Annotated in this window: 16 protein-coding genes; 4 read left to right on the top strand and 12 right to left on the bottom strand. The window is 59.8% G+C overall.

What is annotated here, in order from left to right; genetic code table 11:
• Window positions 1–11: 11 nt before the first annotated feature.
• Window positions 12–383, bottom strand: a complete 372-nt coding sequence (locus tag CKW09_RS19110; RefSeq protein ID WP_061800205.1) for an MbeD/MobD family mobilization/exclusion protein — start codon at window positions 381–383, stop codon at window positions 12–14.
• Between the two features lie 188 nt (window positions 384–571).
• On the opposite strand from CKW09_RS19110, the gene smrA reads away from it, so the two are divergent.
• On the top strand, window positions 572–1144 hold the full coding sequence (gene smrA, locus CKW09_RS19105; protein WP_095098912.1) for a DNA endonuclease SmrA: 573 nt from the start codon (window positions 572–574) through the stop codon (window positions 1142–1144).
• Here the strand turns inward: smrA and CKW09_RS19100 are convergent.
• Window positions 1141–1527, bottom strand: coding sequence for a VOC family protein (locus tag CKW09_RS19100; RefSeq protein WP_061800208.1), 387 nt, complete (start codon window positions 1525–1527; stop codon window positions 1141–1143). The two genes, smrA and CKW09_RS19100, sit on opposite strands and share 4 nt — an antisense overlap.
• 108 nt (window positions 1528–1635) lie before the next feature.
• Window positions 1636–2049 carry a DoxX family protein gene (locus tag CKW09_RS19095; protein WP_061800209.1) on the bottom strand — a complete coding sequence of 138 codons (414 nt, stop codon included), beginning with the start codon at window positions 2047–2049 and terminating at the stop codon, window positions 1636–1638.
• A 315-nt stretch (window positions 2050–2364) separates the two neighbouring features.
• Here CKW09_RS19095 and CKW09_RS19090 point away from each other — a divergent pair, with 315 nt between their 5' ends.
• Complete coding sequence (locus CKW09_RS19090; RefSeq protein ID WP_061800238.1) at window positions 2365–2643, top strand: GNAT family N-acetyltransferase; 279 nt, start codon at window positions 2365–2367, stop codon at window positions 2641–2643.
• A gap of 64 nt (window positions 2644–2707) precedes the next feature.
• Here the strand turns inward: CKW09_RS19090 and CKW09_RS19085 are convergent, their stop codons facing one another.
• Both CKW09_RS19085 and CKW09_RS19080 read right to left on the bottom strand, forming a co-directional pair.
• The gene (locus tag CKW09_RS19085; RefSeq protein ID WP_061800210.1) at window positions 2708–3442 is read right to left on the bottom strand and encodes a class I SAM-dependent methyltransferase; all 735 of its coding nucleotides are present in this window, start codon (window positions 3440–3442) and stop codon (window positions 2708–2710) included.
• Window positions 3443–3703: 261 nt separating this feature from the next.
• Window positions 3704–6328, bottom strand: a complete 2625-nt coding sequence (locus CKW09_RS19080; RefSeq protein ID WP_061800211.1) for a beta strand repeat-containing protein — start codon at window positions 6326–6328, stop codon at window positions 3704–3706.
• Between the two features lie 956 nt (window positions 6329–7284).
• On the opposite strand from CKW09_RS19080, the gene CKW09_RS19075 reads away from it, so the two are divergent.
• Window positions 7285–7737: a GNAT family N-acetyltransferase gene (locus CKW09_RS19075; RefSeq protein WP_095098909.1), complete on the top strand. Its 453-nt coding sequence runs from the start codon at window positions 7285–7287 to the stop codon at window positions 7735–7737.
• Window positions 7738–7784: 47 nt separating this feature from the next.
• Here the strand turns inward: CKW09_RS19075 and CKW09_RS19070 are convergent, their stop codons facing one another.
• The 6 genes from CKW09_RS19070 to CKW09_RS19045 all read right to left on the bottom strand — a co-directional run bounded on the left by CKW09_RS19070 (window position 7785) and on the right by CKW09_RS19045 (window position 16021).
• The gene (locus CKW09_RS19070; protein ID WP_061800212.1) at window positions 7785–8981 is read right to left on the bottom strand and encodes a DUF3300 domain-containing protein; all 1197 of its coding nucleotides are present in this window, start codon (window positions 8979–8981) and stop codon (window positions 7785–7787) included.
• A 228-nt stretch (window positions 8982–9209) separates the two neighbouring features.
• Entirely contained in the window at window positions 9210–12320 is a 3111-nt protein-coding gene (locus tag CKW09_RS19065) for an efflux RND transporter permease subunit (RefSeq protein WP_095098906.1), read from the bottom strand.
• A gap of 13 nt (window positions 12321–12333) precedes the next feature.
• The gene (locus tag CKW09_RS19060) at window positions 12334–13506 is read right to left on the bottom strand and encodes an efflux RND transporter periplasmic adaptor subunit (RefSeq protein WP_061800215.1); all 1173 of its coding nucleotides are present in this window, start codon (window positions 13504–13506) and stop codon (window positions 12334–12336) included.
• Between the two features lie 238 nt (window positions 13507–13744).
• Window positions 13745–14425 (bottom strand): helix-turn-helix domain-containing protein, encoded by a 681-nt coding sequence (locus tag CKW09_RS19055; RefSeq protein ID WP_061800216.1) that lies wholly within the window; start codon window positions 14423–14425, stop codon window positions 13745–13747.
• Between the two features lie 140 nt (window positions 14426–14565).
• Window positions 14566–14949 (bottom strand): Spy/CpxP family protein refolding chaperone, encoded by a 384-nt coding sequence (locus CKW09_RS19050; RefSeq protein ID WP_231922091.1) that lies wholly within the window; start codon window positions 14947–14949, stop codon window positions 14566–14568.
• A 208-nt stretch (window positions 14950–15157) separates the two neighbouring features.
• Window positions 15158–16021 carry an aldo/keto reductase family oxidoreductase gene (locus CKW09_RS19045; RefSeq protein WP_061800218.1) on the bottom strand — a complete coding sequence of 288 codons (864 nt, stop codon included), beginning with the start codon at window positions 16019–16021 and terminating at the stop codon, window positions 15158–15160.
• Window positions 16022–16135: 114 nt separating this feature from the next.
• On the opposite strand from CKW09_RS19045, the gene CKW09_RS19040 reads away from it, so the two are divergent.
• Window positions 16136–17047, top strand: coding sequence for a LysR family transcriptional regulator (locus tag CKW09_RS19040; RefSeq protein ID WP_061800220.1), 912 nt, complete (start codon window positions 16136–16138; stop codon window positions 17045–17047).
• Here CKW09_RS19040 and CKW09_RS19035 read toward each other — a convergent pair.
• Complete coding sequence (locus tag CKW09_RS19035; protein WP_095098904.1) at window positions 17044–17979, bottom strand: LysR family transcriptional regulator; 936 nt, start codon at window positions 17977–17979, stop codon at window positions 17044–17046. The genes CKW09_RS19040 and CKW09_RS19035 overlap by 4 nt on opposite strands.
• Between the last annotated feature and the right edge of the window lies 1 nt (window position 17980).

Below are 17980 nucleotides of genomic sequence, written 5' to 3'. Positions count from 1 at the left end.
AGCGCCCGCTATCAATGCTGTTCGCCGCTGAAATTATCGGCTGCCCGCTGCTGATGACGCAGGTGGTGGTTGAAGGTCGCGGCGTCTTTGGCCAGCGCATCCAAATGGGCGCCGAGCATTTTGATCTGCTTCACCAGCGCATGCTGTTCCGGTACGGAACTTGCGGTGCTCAGCTTGCGCGCCAGCTGTTCGTTTTGCGCCCGCAGCGCGGCCTCGCGCTGTTTGGCCTCTGCCAGAAGAGCGGCTTCACGCTGTTTGGCCTCTTCCAGCAGCTGTTGCAGAGCCTGATAGCTGTGCTGCCATTCGCGGTGTTGCCGTTCGAAGCTGGCCTGCAACTCATTCATTGCATTTTGAAACTGGATTTCCAGCTCGCGCATTGTCATGGGATCGATCCTCTGCGGCACTCAATAATGGCTAAGCAGTATAGCGAAAACTGTGCGGAAGCTCACCCGTTGACGACGATTGCAGACAAACTCCACTGACAATTCCAGGCTTGCAACCGCGCCGGGGCGTCTTACAATCATCGGCATCCCCAGTCATATCAGGCTCCCGGTTCAAGAGTGGCGGTGAAATGAACAATCAGGAAAAAGACTTTTTTGAACGGGCGATGGCGGATGTCACCCCGTTGGCGAGTGGGCGGCAGACGCTGTATCTCAAGCCGCAGGAGAGCGTCGACAAAAGCGCGCGCCGCGAAGCGCAGCGGCTGCGGCAGGAAAACTTTCTCAGCACCGGCTTTCTTGAGGTGATCCCCTGCGAACAGCCGCTGGAGTTCAAGGGCGAAGGCATTCAGCAGGGCGTGCTGGATAAGCTGCGTCATGGCCGCTATCCGCCGCAGGCCTCGTTGAACCTGCTGAAGCAGTCGGTCGAGGCCAGCCGGCAGGCGCTGTTTCGTTTTATTCTGCAGGCCGAAGCGCAAAACCTGCGTTCGCTGCTGATCGTACACGGCCGCGGGCGCGGCAACGAGAGCCACCCGAATATCGTGCGCAGCTACGTCGCCAAGTGGCTGGTGCAGTTCGAACAGGTGCAGGCGTTTTGCCGCGCCTTGCCGCGCGACGGCGGCGAGGGGGCTTGCTACGTCACGCTGCGCAAATCGGCGCAGGCCAAAGCCGACAACTTCGAGCGCCACGCCAAGCGCAGCCGCTAATCCGGCAGCGAATTGGCAATCTCGATCAGGTTGTTGTCCGGATCGCGCAGATACACCGAGACGATCGGCCCGCCGGCGCCGGTGCGCTCAACCGGGCCTTCTTCGATGATCACCCCGAGATCGTTCAGTTCCTCGATCACCTCCGCCAGCGGCGTGGCGGCGAGAAAGCAGAGATCGGCGGAGCCGGGCGTAGGCTGGTGGGCTTTGGGTTCAAATTCGTGTCCGGCCTGATGCAGGTTGATCTTCTGGTGGCCGAACGCCAGCGCTTTGCGATCGTCGCGAAAGGTGACGACGTCGAAACCCAGCACCTGCTGGTAAAACCGGCAGCTGCGTTCGATATCCGTCACGGTCAGCACCAGATGATCCAATCGCTCTATGTTCATTATTCCCCCTGTGCGGTCTGAAAGGCAGATTGCCACAAGGCGGCGGGACATGTCGATGCGGGAATGCGCGGGGAAAGCGGCCGGCGATGCCCCGCCGGCTGCAAGGCATTATTTATTGAAGAATTTATAATCCAGCGAGTAGCGCCCGGCGCCGGTGACCGCCAGCAGCAGCAGCCCGCCAATGATGCTGATGTTTTTGAAGAAGTTGATTTCGTTGCCCATCATTTCCATGCCGGTCATTTTCCAGAACTGATGGCCGATAAATGCGGTGCCCAGAACGTAGAGGGCGAAAATAACCGCGATAGGGCGAGTAAATATCCCGAGAATAAGTGCGATGCCAAAAAAGAACTCGACAACCACGGCGATAATTGCCGCTAAATAAGGCATCGGCGTGCCATAGCCTTCCATTGCCGTTACGGTCGCGCCAAAGTTTGCCAATTTCATCCAGCCGAAAATGATAAACAGAATCATCAGCAATATTCTGGACAGCAGAATAACGCCGTCTTTTGAGCTATCACCCATTTTAAACTCCTTAGCCACTGCCGGGATCGGATTGCATTACTGATTAAAGATTAGAACAACCTCAGGTTTTTTCTAGCACTGGCAGGCGGTTGCGCATCTTTTGCCGGAGAATGGCTATCTTCAGCAGGTTACCTATACTGGAGAGTGGAACAAAAACAACACAATAGGCGGCAATGGACAATGAATTGAGCCGGGCCGGCTAGCGTTGTTATTCCGGCGAAAGAATTGATGTTTATTTTAATGGTGCGATTTGCCAAGGTAAAACGCGTGATTGATACCTGCCCCAGCGGGCGCTTAAATATCGGGATAAATAACATGGATCTTAAAATTTTGGCGGATGAAAAGCGTTTCTATATAAACGACGAACAGGGCAAGTTGATCGCCGAGATCTCTTTCGTGCCGAGCGGCGACCAGTTGACCATTATCGATCACACCTGGGTGGATGAGGTGCTGAAAGGCCAGGGCGTGGGCAAAAAGCTGGTGGCGTTGGTGGTGGAAAAAATGCGCGCGGAAAACCGCAAAATCATTCCGCTGTGCCCGTTCGCCAAGCATGAATTCGACACCACGCCGGCGTATCAGGACATCCGCGCCTGAAGGCATCGCGGGGGAGGCGGCCTCCCCATTCATTTGGCGGTTAAGGTTTTGCTGCGGGTAATGGTCAGGCCGGCTTATGGGCGGCGAGAATAAAGATCATCGGGCGCTCTTTTTCTTCGTCCAACGCCGGGATGGCCGCAATTTGCTGCGGGGTGGGGCCCCATTCGTTCAGGTGGGTGATGATAAAACCCTGCTGCACCAGCAGATTGATGTAGGTGCCGAGCATGCGGTGCTGCTTGATTACCCCTTCCGCCAGCCAGTTGGAAACGCGCTCGCCTTCCCGCTGATAGCCGTTTACCGGCCAGGATTTTTGCCCGTTGCCGTCGACCAGCCAGCCCTGTTGCTGCGGCGCGGTGTAGATCGGGTGTTCGGCGGTGAAGATAAACTGCCCGCCGCTAACCAGCGCGCGATGCACCGTGGCGAACAGCCCGGCCAGATCCTCGATATAGTGCAGGGTCAGCGAGCTGTAGGCCAGATCGTAGCCGGCGGCCGGCAACTGCAGCCGGGCCAAATCCTGCTGCCGATACTCGATGCCCGCATCCTGCGTCATTTCCCGCGCCCGATTGAGCATCTTCTCTGAGAGATCTACCCCCAGCACGCTGGCGGCGCCCTGTTCGCGCGCGCTGCGGCAGAACCACCCGTAGCCGCAGCCGAGATCGAGCACTTTTTTACCCCGCAGCTCGGGCAGAATGCGGCGAATGGCGGGCCATTCCGGCGCGCCGTCGAGCCCGTTCACCGAACGGCCGAGCTGTGCATAGCCGTCGAAAAAGGCCTGGTTGTCATAGATATTTTGCGACATGAATGCTCCTGATTTTTGCGTTGGCCGCTCACTTTCGGCGAGAAAGCTGAGCTGGGATCATCATAGGCAAGCCATGCGCCGCTTTCTATAGCTATAGCAGCCTTTTCTGAAGGGGGCAGGCAAACCGGCGCGGTAGCCGTTGGGACGGGGGCGATGACGGGCATCAATTCCCGGCGATGGGGCGGATAAGAAAAGCCCGCAATGCGAATTGCGGGCTTTGAGCAGTATCCATTCGAACGATGTTATGCCAGATGCTGACCGTTAGGCGACAGCCAGGTCTGCAGATGAGGTATTGGCAACGCCGTTCACGCTGACTTCGGTATAGTGCAGGGTATCAATCAGGTTCTGGTGATTCTGATTGGTCAGGTAGATGACGCTGTCAGCGCTATCGAGAGCGCCGTTGTCGTTGTTATCGATAATGACATAGCTGGCGTCAGTGCCGTTATCGAATGCCACCGAGGCGACACCGACTTTCGAGGTCAACGAGTTGCTGTTGCTCAGGCCCAGAATGCCGCCCAGCAGGCCGACAACGCCGTTGGTTAATCCGCCCACCAGTGAACCCAGCAGACCGTCCATGATATCGGCTGAACGCAGGCCGTAGTTAGCGACAGAGCTGCTGGCGTCGCCGGCGATGGTCACGCCGGATACGCTATCAACGATGCTGTCTTTGGCGCTGCTAAAGTCGGTGATGGTAACGCCGGCCTGGCTGGTGCTGCCTTTCAACTCATAGGTATTGCTGCCCGCGCCACCGGTAATGGTGGAGTTGGCCGCCACGTTGAAGGTGTCGTCAGCCGCGGTACCGGTGATGTTCAGCTGGTAGCCGTTCAGGCCGAGGGTATTCAGCAACGGCGTCAGCAGCGTGGTGGTTACTGCGCTCAGCGGCAGAATATTCAGCAGCTGCACCAGGATGCCGTCGCCGGTACCGGCATGCGCAGAATCCAAATCGATGCCGGCGGTGTTGCTGGAGGCGTCGATGGTGCGAACGTTGCTGTAACCGCTGCCCAGCGTCAGATCCATCTTGTTGTCGCCAGTTACGTTGAGGGTGGTGATCTGAGCATTGGTGCCAATGAGGTTCAGAATGTTGGTGAAGTCACCGTTGCCGTCAGAAGCGATATTGACGTTGGCCAACGCTGTCCCGGCCAGCACGCTGCTGCTGCTGATCAGGCTCAGAGAGCCCGCATCGATATTGCCGGTGCTGGTGGCATCGAAGTGAATATCGAATTTGTTGGTGGCATTCTGGCGGAACGTGATTTCCAGGTTGCTGTCGGCGGTGGCATTGCCGGTGACGGTGAGCGCTGCGGCATCGCCGCCGGCGGCGTTGATCACTTTCACGTTATCGGCTTTGCTGGACAGCGCGAAACCGAGCGAACCCAGCCCGCTCTGAGCGGTCTGAGTGATGGTGCCGCCGGTCGTGCCTTCAACGGTAGAAGTGCCGTTCAGCACGCCGAAGTCAAAGGTGTGCGCGCCGGTAGTGACTGCCTGACCATTCAGCGTGCCGACGGATTTCCCGACATATCCCCCCAGATCGATTTTTTCAAAACCGCTGAACTGGCTGGCGTTGGTGGTGACGGTGCTGCTGCGCACGCCCAGCAGGCCGCTGGTTGTTGCGACGTTCTTGGTGATGAAGTTGGCTGAAATGCTGTCGGTGCCATCTCCGCCGTTGGCGGTGAAGGTGCTGGCGATGCTGTTGGCGCCGGTCGTGGCGTTACCCGCCCAAATCAGTGCGTCATCGCCTTTGCCCAGGTTAAACGTCCCGGTAGCGGTGGCGATATCGGCAGCGGAAGTGATCGTAGTGACATCGTCGCCTGAACCGCCGTTTAATACGATGTTGGCGTTGTTTGTGGTGATGTTCACACCGCTGTTCGCGCCGTTGTCGGACAGGTTAATCGTCGCGGCGGCGCTGCCGTTGATCGTCAACGCACTCAGGCTGTCGGCAAATTTCAGGTCCACGTTGCCGGCGCTGCTGGCGTCGAGCTGGACATTTTTCAGCACGGCGGTTTCAGCATTGCTCAGTTGGTGGCTGCTTTGCGTATTCACCGTGCCGGTTGCGTTGCCGCCACCTTCAGTAACGCTCAGCTTGGCGGCGGTTTTGTACAGCAGGTTTTCACCGACGCGGGCTTCAAAGGCGTGTTGCTGAGTGACTGATGTATCGTCAGTGCCGGTCGAGGTGCGCAGATCGTTGATAATGGCTTCAATGATGCTCTGCTTGTTTGGCAGCGCGCTGTAGGTGGCCAATTGCTCGGCGGTAGCGGCCGTGCCGTGCACGGTGGTAAAGACTTGTTGGATCAGCGCATCGCCTTCCAGTTGCCCAACGGTGCGCTGGAACTCAGGGTATGCAAGCAGCTTTTGGGTCAGGTAATTAAGGCTGCTCCCTTCGGATAACGATTTGCTCCAGGCTTCCAGCGAAATGGAGTAAACGCCGCGATCCGCAATACCCAGCGCCAGGGAAACCGCCTGTTCGCGGAGCTCTTGGGACGCCAGATTTTCAGGGTCCAGATACAGCAATTTATTGACGTTGCTTTCAAAAGCAACTTGCTGGGTCAGAGTGGCGTCGTCAAAACCCTGATAGTTCAGAAGGTTGCTGCTGATGGATGCCAGCGCTTGAGCAAGGGTGCCCGTGCCAATAAGCTGGGTGATTTGTTCTGCTGACGGGGTTTCACCATAGACGCGTTCATAAACCTGAGAGACGATTTGCTCATTACTCTGGCCGGCATACAGCTGCTGCCCTTTCGCCGAGTTCAAAAACTCCGCGGCCAGACTTTCCACCGTTTTCGCGCCGCTTTCCAGCTGTGTCGCATAAGAATTAAATGCGCTGTATGTCGTAACCGGTCCCAGGAGTGAGTAGTAAATAGACGCAGCTTGCTGCTGTGATGGTAAAGAAGCCATAATAAAATTACCTCATGTCAGTCAAATGGATACAAACTATCGTTACTTCAGTCACGCTGTTACATTTGCAACTTCCCGACGAGTTGCTCACCCCGAGATAGTGAAATTCTCAGAGCAACGAGTGGCAAAGGCGCACAAATGGCGTTATGGCCACTATGTAAAAGAAAGTTCAACTAATACGAACTGTCAATGTCAGTGTTAAAACTTATTTTTTCTATTGACGATATTGCACTGATGATGCAAGGGGTAGTGAAAAATTCCTTTTTATAAATAAGATAAGAGCCATTAGGAATAATGTTATTAAAATAGTTTCTGCTATGGGGTTGAAGGAGGAGAGTAGCCGGAAGGCACTGACTGACTGGGTTGTTGTTTTGTTATGTGGTTGTTTCTTAATGAAAAAAAATTTATTTTTACCAAGATGGTAAATCAAGTTAATAGTTGCAATTAAAATGGTTCGCATGTTTACCATTTCGCTGGTGTAATAAAACGCCGGTTATTACCATTTATTTAATGTGGTTAATGCGCTGTGTTGCCGTTTATAAATAATCCCATCGGTGGTAAAGACACATTTTGAACGGTGTTTTTATCCTGAAGGCGTCTTTCGCTAATTTCCCTTGTGATTTCAAGCTAAATAATAATTAATCTGATGGTTTGTAAAAATGCAATATAAGGTTTTTCTGATTCTGGCATTTCGCTGAAAGAGAAACGCGCCGGCTTAGAAAAATAACATCCTCATTGTTCAGACGGCGGTTTTCGCCCGGAAGCGGCGAAATGGAAGCGCATGAGACATGCCATAGCCGGCCTCTTTCATCCTGTTCCGCTCTCTATGCTGCGGCGTCGTTGAACCCGCGGGGGTCAGGGGCCTGGCTGCAACCGCCAGGCGTTTTTCCACCTAAAGGTGGCGAGATGCGGCATAATTTCACGCTGGCGGAAAACGAAAATAAACAGGAACGAATATGGACATTATTTCAGTGCGTCAGTCACCCGAGCTCGCCTCGCGAGCCATTGGCTACTTCCAGCAGCAGTGGGCTTCGCCGGAGTCCCTGATGGTGTATCAAGATGCCATCACCCGCTGTATCGATGCGGCTAATCCGCTGCCGCAGTGGTACCTGCTGATGGCCGGCGACCACATTCTCGGCTGCGCGGGCCTGATCACCAACGACTTTATCAGCCGCGGCGAGCTGTATCCCTGGTTGTGCGCATTGTACGTGGAGGAAGCGCACCGCGGCCGCGGCTATGGTGCGCTGCTGATCGAGCATGTGGCGCAAGCCACGCGGCAAATGGGCTTCCCGCAGTTGCATTTATGTACCGATCTGGAAGGTTACTACGAGCGGCGGGGCTTTGCCTTTAACGGGCTGGGCTATCATCCCTGGGGCGAGGCTTCGCGAGTGTATACGCGCACGCTGTAACCGCCCGATGCAGATTGAGCGTGGCGCATTCGTCCGCCCTGGCGGCGCTACAGCCGGCGGCGAGGGTAGCCGCCGCCGAGGGCGTGCCCCGCGCCCCAGGCATGATTCAGCGCGGTGGAAAAGCCCGCGTGAGAGGCGGCGAATGGCCGCGCATCGCGCTCCGTCTGGAACCGCGGCTGACGTACGGACGGCAACCGCGCCGGGCCGGGGGCCAGATGGCGTTCTCGCGGCGGCAGCGCATGCGCGACGCGGCGCTCCGGCCGTTTTGATGCGGTGCGGGTTGGCCCGGCGTAACGTGCGGCGTTGCGCTGCGGGCTGAAGGCCGGCGTCGCCGCGGCCCGCGGGGTAAAGTTGCTGCGCGCCGGGGCGAAGTGCGGTTCGCTGAAAGGGGCGCGCGGCGCATAGGCGGTGTGGCGCCAGTCGTGGCGCTGAATCTGAACGTTGCCGACGAAGGTGCGGTTGTTGTACACCACCGCCGGGCTGCCGCCCCAGCGCACCCCCCAGCTGTTATCGAACAGCGATCCCACCATCACGCCGGCGGTAAAGCCGATTAACCCGGTCGCCAGCCTGTCGCCGGAGCCGTAGGCCGGCGGCGGCGTATAGCCGGGATAGTAGGCCACCGGCGGGTTGCCGTAAACGGCGGCGCCGTAGCTGGGAACGTACACCACGTTGGGCTGCGCGGGTTTGATGACGATGGTCTGCGCCGGCGCCGCGCCGCTAACGATCACCTGCTGCTGCGCGTTGCTTTTCAGCGCGCCGCTGTTGCCGGCGCGTTGGCGCAGCAGCTGCACGGCGTTCATTACCTCACCCGGCGCTCGCGTGTAGGCGGCGCCAAGCGCCTGAGTCCAGCCCGGGTTCTGCGCCATTTGCTGCAGCACATCGGGGAAGCGGGTCAGGGATTTTACCGCCGGCGCCCAGGGCTGAGCGTTCGCCGCCTGCGCCAGCGCATCGCCGGTCAGGGTTCGGTGTTGCAACAGCCAGGCGTTGGCGGCGCTGACCTGTTCGGGCGCAGTACTGGCGGCCAGCACCTGCGCCAGCAGGCCGTCCGGAAACAGGGCGATCGGGCCGAGCAGCTGATCCAAGGGTTGCGCGTTGCCCCCGTCCGGCTGGCGGCCGCCAAACGGCGCCGTCGGCGTTTGCGCGGCGGAGGATGCCGGCGGCGCAGGGTTCTCCTGCGCGCGATCGCAGCCGCTCAACGCTAACAGCATCATCAAAACCCAGGGTAATTTCTTCATGTTGAACATGCTATTTTCCTCTCGTTGAACCGAGGAACGCCTGAGGCTGACAGGGGAGCCGCGCCGATGGGGGAAATAACGCCGCTCCCGCGCTCAGTTTTCTCGGATGCGTTCAGGATCCCATGTTCACCGCAGCGATAACACGCAAACCGGGTCCGGAATCGGACCGCGGTGATTCAGAAGCGATAAAGTTGGAGAATGCCTTTTTGATGGCGGGGCCCGAACGGCCCGCCAGGGTTAATCGGGCCGCTTGCCGCCGAAGCGGCGCAGCACCACGACAAAGAACACCGGCACCAGGAAAATGGCCAGCAGGGTGGCGCTGATCATGCCGCACATCACGCCGGTGCCGACCGCATTCTGCGCGCCGGAACCGGCGCCGCTGCCGATCACCAGCGGCAGCACGCCGAGAATAAACGCCAGCGAGGTCATCAGGATCGGCCGCAGGCGCATGCGCGTTGCCTCCAGCGTGGCGGCCAACAGGGGCTTGCCTTCTTTCTCCATCAGCGCCTTGGCGAACTCGACGATCAAAATGGCGTTTTTGGCCGACAGGCCGATGGTGGTCAGCAGGCCCACCTGGAAGTAAACGTCGTTGTCGAGGCCGCGCAGGGTGGTGCCCAGCAGCGCTCCGACCACGCCGAGCGGCACCACCAGCATCACGGCGAACGGGATCGACCAGCTTTCATACAGCGCCGCCAGGCACAGGAACACCACCGCCAGCGAGATGGCATACAGCGCCGGCGCCTGATTGCCGGCAAGCCGTTCCTGATAGGACATGCCGGTCCAGTCGTAGCCGATACCCTTCGGCAGCCTGGCCGCCAGCTTCTCCATCAGCATCATCGCCTGGCCCGAGCTGCGCCCCGGCGCCGGCTCCCCGAGGATTTCCATCGAAGGCAGGCCGTTATAACGCTCCAGCCGCGGCGAGCCGTATTGCCAGTGGGCGCTGGCGAAGGCGGAGAACGGCACCATTTGGCCGCGGTTGCCCTTCACGTACCACTGGTTGAGATCGTCGGGCAGCATGCGGTAGCGGGCGTCGGCCTGCACATACACCTTCTTCACCCGGCCGCGGTCGATAAAGTCGTTGACGTAGGTGCCGCCCCAGGCAGTGGACAGCGTCTGGTTGATGTCGTTGACTGAAACCCCCAGCGCTTCGGCCTTGGCCTGATCGACGTCCACCTTGAACTGCGGGGTATCCTCCAGGCCGTTGGGGCGGATCCTGGTCACCACGTCGGGGAATTTGCCGGCCATGAACAGCAGCTGGTTGCGCGCCTTGGTCAGTGCCGCATGGCCGAGGCCGCCGTTGTCGATCAGTTCGAAGTCGAAGCCGGTGGCGGTGCCGAGATCGGTAATGGCCGGCAGGTTAAAGGCGAAGGCGACGCCCTCCCTGATGGTATGGGCAAAGGCCATGTTGGCGCGTTTAATGATTGCCTCGACCTTGTTTTTCTCCCCTGGGCGGCGGCTCCAGTCCTTGAGGCTGACGAACGCCAGCCCGTTGTTTTGGCCGTTGCCGTTGAAGCCGAATCCGGCGACGGTAAAGACCGAGTTGACGTTGGCCTTTTCACCGTTCAGGTAGTAATGGGTCACCTTGTCCAGTACCGCTTCGGTGCGCTGCTGGGTGGCGCCGGCCGGCAGCTGGATCATGTTCATGAACACGCCCTGATCCTCGTCGGGCAGAAAGGCGCTGGGCAAGCGGATGAACAGCAGCGCCATGCCGATGACAATCAACAGGTAAATCAGCAACATGCGGCCGGTATGGTTGAGAATGTTGCCGACGCTGTTTTGATAATGCCGGGTGCTGCGGTCGAACAGGCGATTAAACCAGGCGAAAAAGCCGGTTTTAGGCGCGTGCACGCCGGGTTTCAGCAGGGTGACGCACAGCGCCGGCGTCAGGATCATCGCCACCAGCACCGACAGCACCATGGCGGAAACGATGGTGACCGAGAACTGGCGATAGATGGCGCCGGTGGCGCCGCCGAAAAACGCCATCGGGATAAATACCGCCGACAGCACCATGGCGATGCCGACCAGCGCGCCCTGTATCTGCCCCATCGATTTGCGGGTGGCCTCTTTCGGCGGCAGCCCCTCTGCGGACATGACCCGTTCGACGTTCTCCACCACCACGATGGCGTCGTCCACCAGCAGGCCGATCGCCAGCACCATGCCGAACATCGTCAGGGTGTTGATCGAAAAGCCGCAGGCAGCCAACACCGCAAAAGTGCCGAGCAGCACCACCGGCACCGCGATGGTGGGGATCAGCGTGGCGCGGAAGTTTTGCAGGAACAGATACATCACCAGGAACACCAGGATGATGGCCTCGAACAGCGTTTTCACCACTTCACTGATGGAGATTTTGACGAACGGCGTGGTGTCGTATGGGTACACCACCCGCATGCCGGCGGGGAAGTAGGGCTCCAGCCGCGAGATTTCGGCCTTCACCGCGTTGGCGGTATCCAGCGCGTTGGCGCCGGTCGCCAGCTTGATGCCCAGGCCGGCGGCGGGTTTGCCGTTGTATTCCGCGCCGGTGGTGTAGTTTTCGCTGCCGAGCACAATGCGCGCGACGTCGCGCAGGCGCACCTGCGAACCATCCTGATTGACGCGCAGCAAAATATTGCCGAACTGCTGCGGCGAACCGAGGCGGGTTTGGGCGATGATCGAGGCGTTGAGCTGCTGTCCGGGCACCGCGGGCAGGGCGCCGAGCTGGCCGCCGGCGATCTGGTTGTTCTGCGCCTTGATGGCGCGCACCACGTCTTCGCTGGTTAGCCGATAATTATCGAGCTTGGTGGGATCCAGCCACACGCGCATGGCGTACTGAGCGCCGAACAGCTGCACCTGGCCGACGCCGCTGGTGCGGCCGATCGGATCCTTGATATTGGCGACCGTATAGTCCGCCAAATCCGCCTGCGTCATGGCGCCGCTGTCGGAGGTGAAGGCGGCCACCATCAGGAAGCTGCTGGAGGCCTTCTGCACGTTGATGCCCTGGTTCTGCACCGCCTGCGGCAGCAGCGGCATCGCCAGCTGCAGTTTGTTTTGCACCTGCACCTGGGCGATGTCCGGATCGGTGCCGGTCGCGAAGGTGAGGGTGACGGTGGCGTTGCCGGCGGCGTCGCTGTTGGATGACATGTACATCAGGCCGTCCAGGCCGTTCATGTTCTGTTCAATCACCTGGGTGACCGTGTCCTGCACCGTCCTGGCGTCGGCCCCCGGATAGCTGGCGCTGATGCTGACCGCCGGCGGCGCGATGGTGGGGTACTGGGCGATCGGCAGTTTGATGATGGCCAAGGCGCCGGCCATCATGACGATGATGGCGACCACCCAGGCGAATATCGGCCGATTGATAAAGAAATCAGACATGCTTCAGCGCCCCTTAACCGTGATAGACGTCGGACAGGGCTTCGGCGGTGGCCGGAGTCTCTTCCGTCGGCCGTACCTTCATCCCCGGTTTCAGGCGCATCAGGCCGCTGACGATCACCCGGTCGCCGGCCTTCAGCCCCGAGGTTACCCGCCATTTGTCGCCAATCGCCTGAGCTGCGGTCACCCGGCGCAGCTGCGCCCTATCGTGGGCGTCGGCGATCAGCGCCGTCGCTTCGCCGCGCGGGTTGCGGGTGATGCCTTGCTGCGGCACCAGCAGCGCGTTTTGCTGCACGCCCTGATCAATCTCGGCGCGAACATACATGCCGGGCAGCAGGATGTGCTGCGGATTGGGGATGATGGCGCGCAGGGTGATGGAGCCGGTGGTTTGATCGACGGTGACATCGGAGAATTCCAGCGTGCCGACCGGCCGATAGGGTTGGCCGTTGCCCAGGATCAGGCTGACCGGTACGTTACCGGCGCGATGGGTGATGGCGCCGGAGGCGATGGCCTGCTTCAGCTTGAGAAAGTCGTCGCTCGACTGGGTGACGTCGACATACATCGGATCCAGCTGCTGCACCGTGGCCAGCGCGCTGCCCTGGCCGGCGTCGACCAGCGCCCCTTCGGTAACGCTCGACTTGCCGATGCGCCCGGCAATCGGCGCCAGCACCCGGGTGTAGCGCAGGTTGATGCGGGCGCTTTCCAGCGCGGCGCGGGCGGCGGCAACCTCGGCCTCGGCCTGCCTGGCCTTGGCCACGCGGGTATCGAACTCTTGCGGACTGACGTAATTTTTCGCCCGCAGCGGCCGTTCGCGCTGCACCGTCAGGCGAGCGATGTCGCTGTTGGCCAGCGCCTTCTGCAGCTCGCCCTGCGCGCTGTCGCAGGCAGCCTGGTAGGTGGCGGGGTCAATCTGGTACAGCGACTGCCCGGCCTGAACGTCGCTGCCTTCGACAAACTGACGTTTGAGGATGATGCCGCTCACCTGCGGTCGCACTTCCGCGGTACGGTAGGCGCTGGTGCGCCCCGGCAGCTCGGTTTTGACCGCCAGCGGCTGCGGCCGCAGGGTCACCACGCCAACCGGGTGCGGCCGAACCTGCGCGCTGGAGGTGGATGGGTCCTTGCAGCCGGTAAGCAACAGACCGCCGCACAGCAGCAGGCTGCCGGTTAAGCATAGTGGTTTTCTTTTCATGGTTATCCCGTTGGCCAAACAATATCGCAAGGCAGTCTGGCGGCTGATTAATTGCAGAAAGGTATTGCGGTGTATTTTACGGAATAATCAGCGCGGGAAGAGTCCGAATTCGGACCGAATAACGGTAGGTTTTAAATTCAATGCATTTATTATGGTCGGCGTGTGTGTGAACACGAATAAAGCAAGAAAGACCATATCAGTAGTGTCCGTTGCCGCTGGCGAAACCAGCGGCATTTTTTTAATATCTTTGCGGCAGGTTGAATACTTGCGTGAGATGTCCTTTCTCCATGGCGATATAACCGCCGGTCTTCAAGTCGCTAAGGCATTTTAATATGGTGCTGCGTGCCAGCGTGGTGCGCTCCTGAATATAACGCAGCGCCGAATATTGGCTGCGGGTGCTGGCCGGCGCATTCATCAACTCCAACAGCTTGCCGCGGATGGCGTCATAGGCATGGTTATTCAACAGGTGCAGGTCGCGCAGGCTGGCGAAATGCAGCTGATAGGCCAAAATGCGCGCGACGTCGGCCCACAGCCTCGGCTGCTCGTTGAGCTTTTGCAGCACTTTGGCGCCGGCCACGGCGTGGATCTCGCAGTCTTTGTCCAGATGCAGGTAGGTTTTCCCCACCGGATGCAGCAGCTCGGCCAGGCCGATGATGTGCGGCGCGTAGATGGTGGTCATCAGCAGATCGTCCGACTGGCGATGCAGATGAACCGCGCCGCGCAACAGCAGGTAAACCTGCGGATTTTTGCCGCTGAACTGGCGTGAGCGCCGGGCGGTGATCGCGCTGGCCTCCGGCTGCAGCGCCGCCATCAAGTCGGCGATGATGTCGTGGGGCTTGTGCGGCAGAATTTTTTGCAACGCGTCGTTGAAGTGGTCGTTAGCCTGGCCATTGCCGGTTGCTTGCGGATTGTCTGTCACCTTGATTCCCCATTAATCAGCGCGTTAGCCCGCCAGTTTATGCGTATTGCACCGGCTGAGTATAGAGGATTGGCGACGGATTGCGTGGAGCGGCCGCGCCGCCGAGGGTGCGGCGGCGCGGCCGGGCGGCGGGGATGGGGTTATTTGATTATTTTCTGCAGTTTGCCTTTTTGATCTGGCGTCAGGGTTTGCATCACGTCAAACAAGTAGCGGTAGCGGATATAGTCGGCCTGCTGCTGGTAAATGCCCATTTCTGCAATGCGCTTTTTTACCGTCGGTTCATCCCACTGCCCCGACTTCAGCACTTTCAGGATCGCGCCGCGGTCGTCTTTATCGGTTTTGATGCTGTCCAGCTGCAGCTGGGCCTTGTCGCGAATAACGTGAATTTCCTGGCGCTGCGTTTGGCTCAAATCAAGAACGCCGGCCAGGCGACTGGCGCTCTGCAGACCTTCGGCGGCGAAAACCGAGCTGGCGGAAAATAAACACATGCCGGCGATCAGCACTTTTATTCTATTTCTCATCATGCACTCCTTATATTTGTCTCAAGCCAATATTACGCATGGTTTAAAGCCGAGTGCACGGATGAAAATGTCCAAAATTGGACGACTGGCCGCTTTGCATTGCCTTTTTATGGTGCTAGGAGACGGAGAAAATAAGTTTTTCACCGGCCGGCGGTCATTCGCCGAATATTAACGGCGAGCAATGTTCCGCTGCAGTTTCCTATATGCGTAATCAGACAAGGGCGTCCAGCGCCCGGCCGATATCTTCCGTCCAGGGGAGCGTCGGCACCGCCAGATTTTCCCGCAAATGAGCCACGGAAGAGGTGCCGGGGATCAGCAAAATATTCGGCGAGCGGTGATACAGCCAGGCCAATGCGGTTTGCAGCGGCGTGGCGCCCAGGCGCAGGGCGATCGCGGACAGCGCCTGGGATTGAATCGGGCTGAAGCCGCCGAGCGGGAAGAACGGCACGTAGGCGATCCCGGCGCGGGCCAGATCGTCGATCAGATCGTCGTCGCCGCGATTGATCAGGTTGTAGTGGTTCTGCACGCAAACGATGCGGCACATTGCACGCGCCTCGGCGACCTGGGCCGGGGTCGCATTGCTCAGGCCGATATGCCGCACCCATCCTTGTCGCTGCAATTCCACGAGCGGCGCCAGCAGAGCCTCTATCGAGCCTTCCGCCGGGCGGTGCGTATCAAACATGATCCTGAGGTTTACCACGTCCAGCCTTTCGAGGCCGAGATTGCGCAGGTTGTCATGCACCGCGCCGGTCAGCTCCGCGGCGGAGAACGCCGGCAGCCATGAGGCGTCGCTTCCCCGACGGGCGCCGATTTTGGTGACCAGGGTCAGATCTTCGGGGTAAGGCGCCAGCGCCTGACGGATCAGCCGGTTGGTGATGTGCGGGCCATAGAAGTCGCTGGTGTCGATATGGTTGACGCCGGAGGCGACGGCCTCCCGCAGCACCGTCAGCGCCGCCTGCCGATCCTTTGGCGGCCCGAATACGCCCGGCCCGGCCAGCTGCATGGCGCCGTAGCCGAGCCGCTTGACGTTTCGGCCGCCGAGGTTGAATGTGGGATGCGTAGAGTGATTGGACATAGCCTGTTTCCTTTGAAGGTCGTGAACGGGTCAACTGCACGGGGCTATGATAGGCGCGGCTTTCGGTGGCGATAAGCCGGGTGACGCTGGACAGGTTGTACGGGGTGACGGACAATGAATACTGATTTAGAGGATCTGCACGCCTTTCTGGCCGTGGCGCGCGCAGGGGGATTCCGCGAAGGCGCCAGAACCCTGGGGCGCAGCGCTTCCGGCGTGAGCGATGCCATCCGGCGCCTGGAGAAACAGCTTGGCGTTCGGCTGTTTAACCGCACTACGCGCAGCGTGACGCCGACCGCCGCCGGCTATAGCCTGCTGGAGCGGCTGGGGCCGGCGCTGGATGAGGTGCGAAGCGCGCTCGACGTGGTGAACGGTTTTCGCGACAAGCCCGCCGGCACGCTGAGGCTGAACGTGCCGGTGAGCGTCGCGCGCCTGGCGCTGCCCGCGCTGATACCGGCATTTCTCGCCGCCTACCCGGATATCAAACTGGAAATACAGACCGAAGAAAGCTTCGTCGACGTATTGGCCGCCGGCTGCGACGCCGGCATTCGTTATGAAGAACGCCTGGAAAAGGACATGATTGCGGTGCCCATCGGGCCCAGAGTGCAGCGCTTTGCCGCGGCGGCATCGCCGGCTTATCTCGCCCGGTGCGGGCGACCCGCCCATCCCCAAGAGCTGCTTACCCACGCCTGCCTGCTGGGCCGTTTCCCCAGCGGAAAAATTTATCCCTGGGAATTCGAAAGGCGGGGAGAGACGCTGGAAATATATCCCGATGGACCGTTAATGGTGCAGGCCGGCGGCGCGACCGATCTGGCCGTCGCGGCGGCGATAGCCGGCGTCGGCATTATCTATTTGTTCGAAGACTGGTTAGCGCCCAGCCTGGCCAGCGGCGAACTGGAGCCGGTGCTCGAAGCCTGGTGGCCGCAATTTTCCGGCCCGTTTCTCTACTATTCCGATCGACGCTTTATCCCCTCGCCGCTGCGGGCGTTCATCGATTTCATCCGGCAGGCGCCGAAGGCCACGGCTTAAACCAGCCGATGCGCATGCAATTTGATGTTGGCCATGATGCTGTCCATCATCACCTGGACCCGATGAGGCAGCACGCCGCGCTGAGGATAAATGAGGTAGGCCTGCATATCGATGCAGCGTTCGCGCTCAATGCATGGCAGCAGCGAGCCGGACTCCAGCGCCGACGCGACCGAATAATAGGGCGCGTAGACAATCCCCAGCCCCTGCTTGGCCAGCTCGATGGCCGGCAATATATTGTCGCAGATGCTGGTTCCGGTGACCGCCATTTGCATCTGCTGCCCCTGCCGATCGTAGCAACTCCAGGTGTTGCGGCTGCCTCCCAGCATGCGCAGGGTAATGCAGCGATGCCGGTGCAGCTCCTCCGGTTCCGCCAGCGGGGTGCGGGCGATGTAATCCGGTGAGGCGAACAGCCCGACGCGAAAGCGGGTAAAGGGCCTGGCGATCAGGCTTTCGTTTTGCGGCTGGAAGAAGCTGATCAGCAGATCGCAGTCAGTGTCGAAAACCGCGCCATATTTTTTCTCTCGTTCGTCCGGATTGCGGGTAAGCAAATCGACGGTCAGCTCGGGCGCCTGATGCAGCAGCGGCGGCAGCAGATAATGCGCCAGGAATGAGTGGATGCCGATTGGCGCGCCGAGGGTGACCATGCCGTTCAGGCTGCGCTTGTAGGTGCCCGACATGTCCAGCAGGTCGCTATGCTCATCCAACAGCAGGGCGGCGCGGCGCAAAAACTGCGCGCCAAATTCGGTCAATGCCAACGCGCGCGGGCTGCGGATGAAGAGCTCCAGCCCGAGTCGCCGCTCCAGCGCGGTGAGGGCGCGCGACACGTTCGACTGCGGCATATCCAGCAGCTGCGCCGCCTTACTGACGCTGGCCGTTTCGGCGATCGCGCGCACTATCCTGAGCTCTTCGATGCGGAAGTCTTTTGGTTTCATC

The organism is Serratia ficaria (assembly GCF_900187015.1).
In the GTDB taxonomy this organism is placed as follows: Bacteria; Pseudomonadota; Gammaproteobacteria; order Enterobacterales; family Enterobacteriaceae; genus Serratia; species Serratia ficaria.
This window is presented reverse-complemented; position numbering and strand designations above follow the sequence as displayed.

What these genes read in the sequence shown, in the direction of transcription:
- CKW09_RS19110 (WP_061800205.1), bottom strand. Translation starts at nt 383, where the DNA reads ATGACAATGCGCGAGCTGGAAATCCAGTTTCAAAATGCAATGAATGAG.
- smrA (WP_095098912.1), top strand. Translation starts at nt 572, where the DNA reads ATGAACAATCAGGAAAAAGACTTTTTTGAACGGGCGATGGCGGATGTC.
- CKW09_RS19100 (WP_061800208.1), bottom strand. Translation starts at nt 1,527, where the DNA reads ATGAACATAGAGCGATTGGATCATCTGGTGCTGACCGTGACGGATATC.
- CKW09_RS19095 (WP_061800209.1), bottom strand. Translation starts at nt 2,049, where the DNA reads ATGGGTGATAGCTCAAAAGACGGCGTTATTCTGCTGTCCAGAATATTG.
- CKW09_RS19090 (WP_061800238.1), top strand. Translation starts at nt 2,365, where the DNA reads ATGGATCTTAAAATTTTGGCGGATGAAAAGCGTTTCTATATAAACGAC.
- CKW09_RS19085 (WP_061800210.1), bottom strand. Translation starts at nt 3,442, where the DNA reads ATGTCGCAAAATATCTATGACAACCAGGCCTTTTTCGACGGCTATGCA.
- CKW09_RS19080 (WP_061800211.1), bottom strand. Translation starts at nt 6,328, where the DNA reads ATGGCTTCTTTACCATCACAGCAGCAAGCTGCGTCTATTTACTACTCA.
- CKW09_RS19075 (WP_095098909.1), top strand. Translation starts at nt 7,285, where the DNA reads ATGGACATTATTTCAGTGCGTCAGTCACCCGAGCTCGCCTCGCGAGCC.
- CKW09_RS19070 (WP_061800212.1), bottom strand. Translation starts at nt 8,981, where the DNA reads ATGTTCAACATGAAGAAATTACCCTGGGTTTTGATGATGCTGTTAGCG.
- CKW09_RS19065 (WP_095098906.1), bottom strand. Translation starts at nt 12,320, where the DNA reads ATGTCTGATTTCTTTATCAATCGGCCGATATTCGCCTGGGTGGTCGCC.
- CKW09_RS19060 (WP_061800215.1), bottom strand. Translation starts at nt 13,506, where the DNA reads ATGAAAAGAAAACCACTATGCTTAACCGGCAGCCTGCTGCTGTGCGGC.
- CKW09_RS19050 (WP_231922091.1), bottom strand. Translation starts at nt 14,949, where the DNA reads ATGATGAGAAATAGAATAAAAGTGCTGATCGCCGGCATGTGTTTATTT.
- CKW09_RS19045 (WP_061800218.1), bottom strand. Translation starts at nt 16,021, where the DNA reads ATGTCCAATCACTCTACGCATCCCACATTCAACCTCGGCGGCCGAAAC.
- CKW09_RS19040 (WP_061800220.1), top strand. Translation starts at nt 16,136, where the DNA reads ATGAATACTGATTTAGAGGATCTGCACGCCTTTCTGGCCGTGGCGCGC.
- CKW09_RS19035 (WP_095098904.1), bottom strand. Translation starts at nt 17,979, where the DNA reads ATGAAACCAAAAGACTTCCGCATCGAAGAGCTCAGGATAGTGCGCGCG.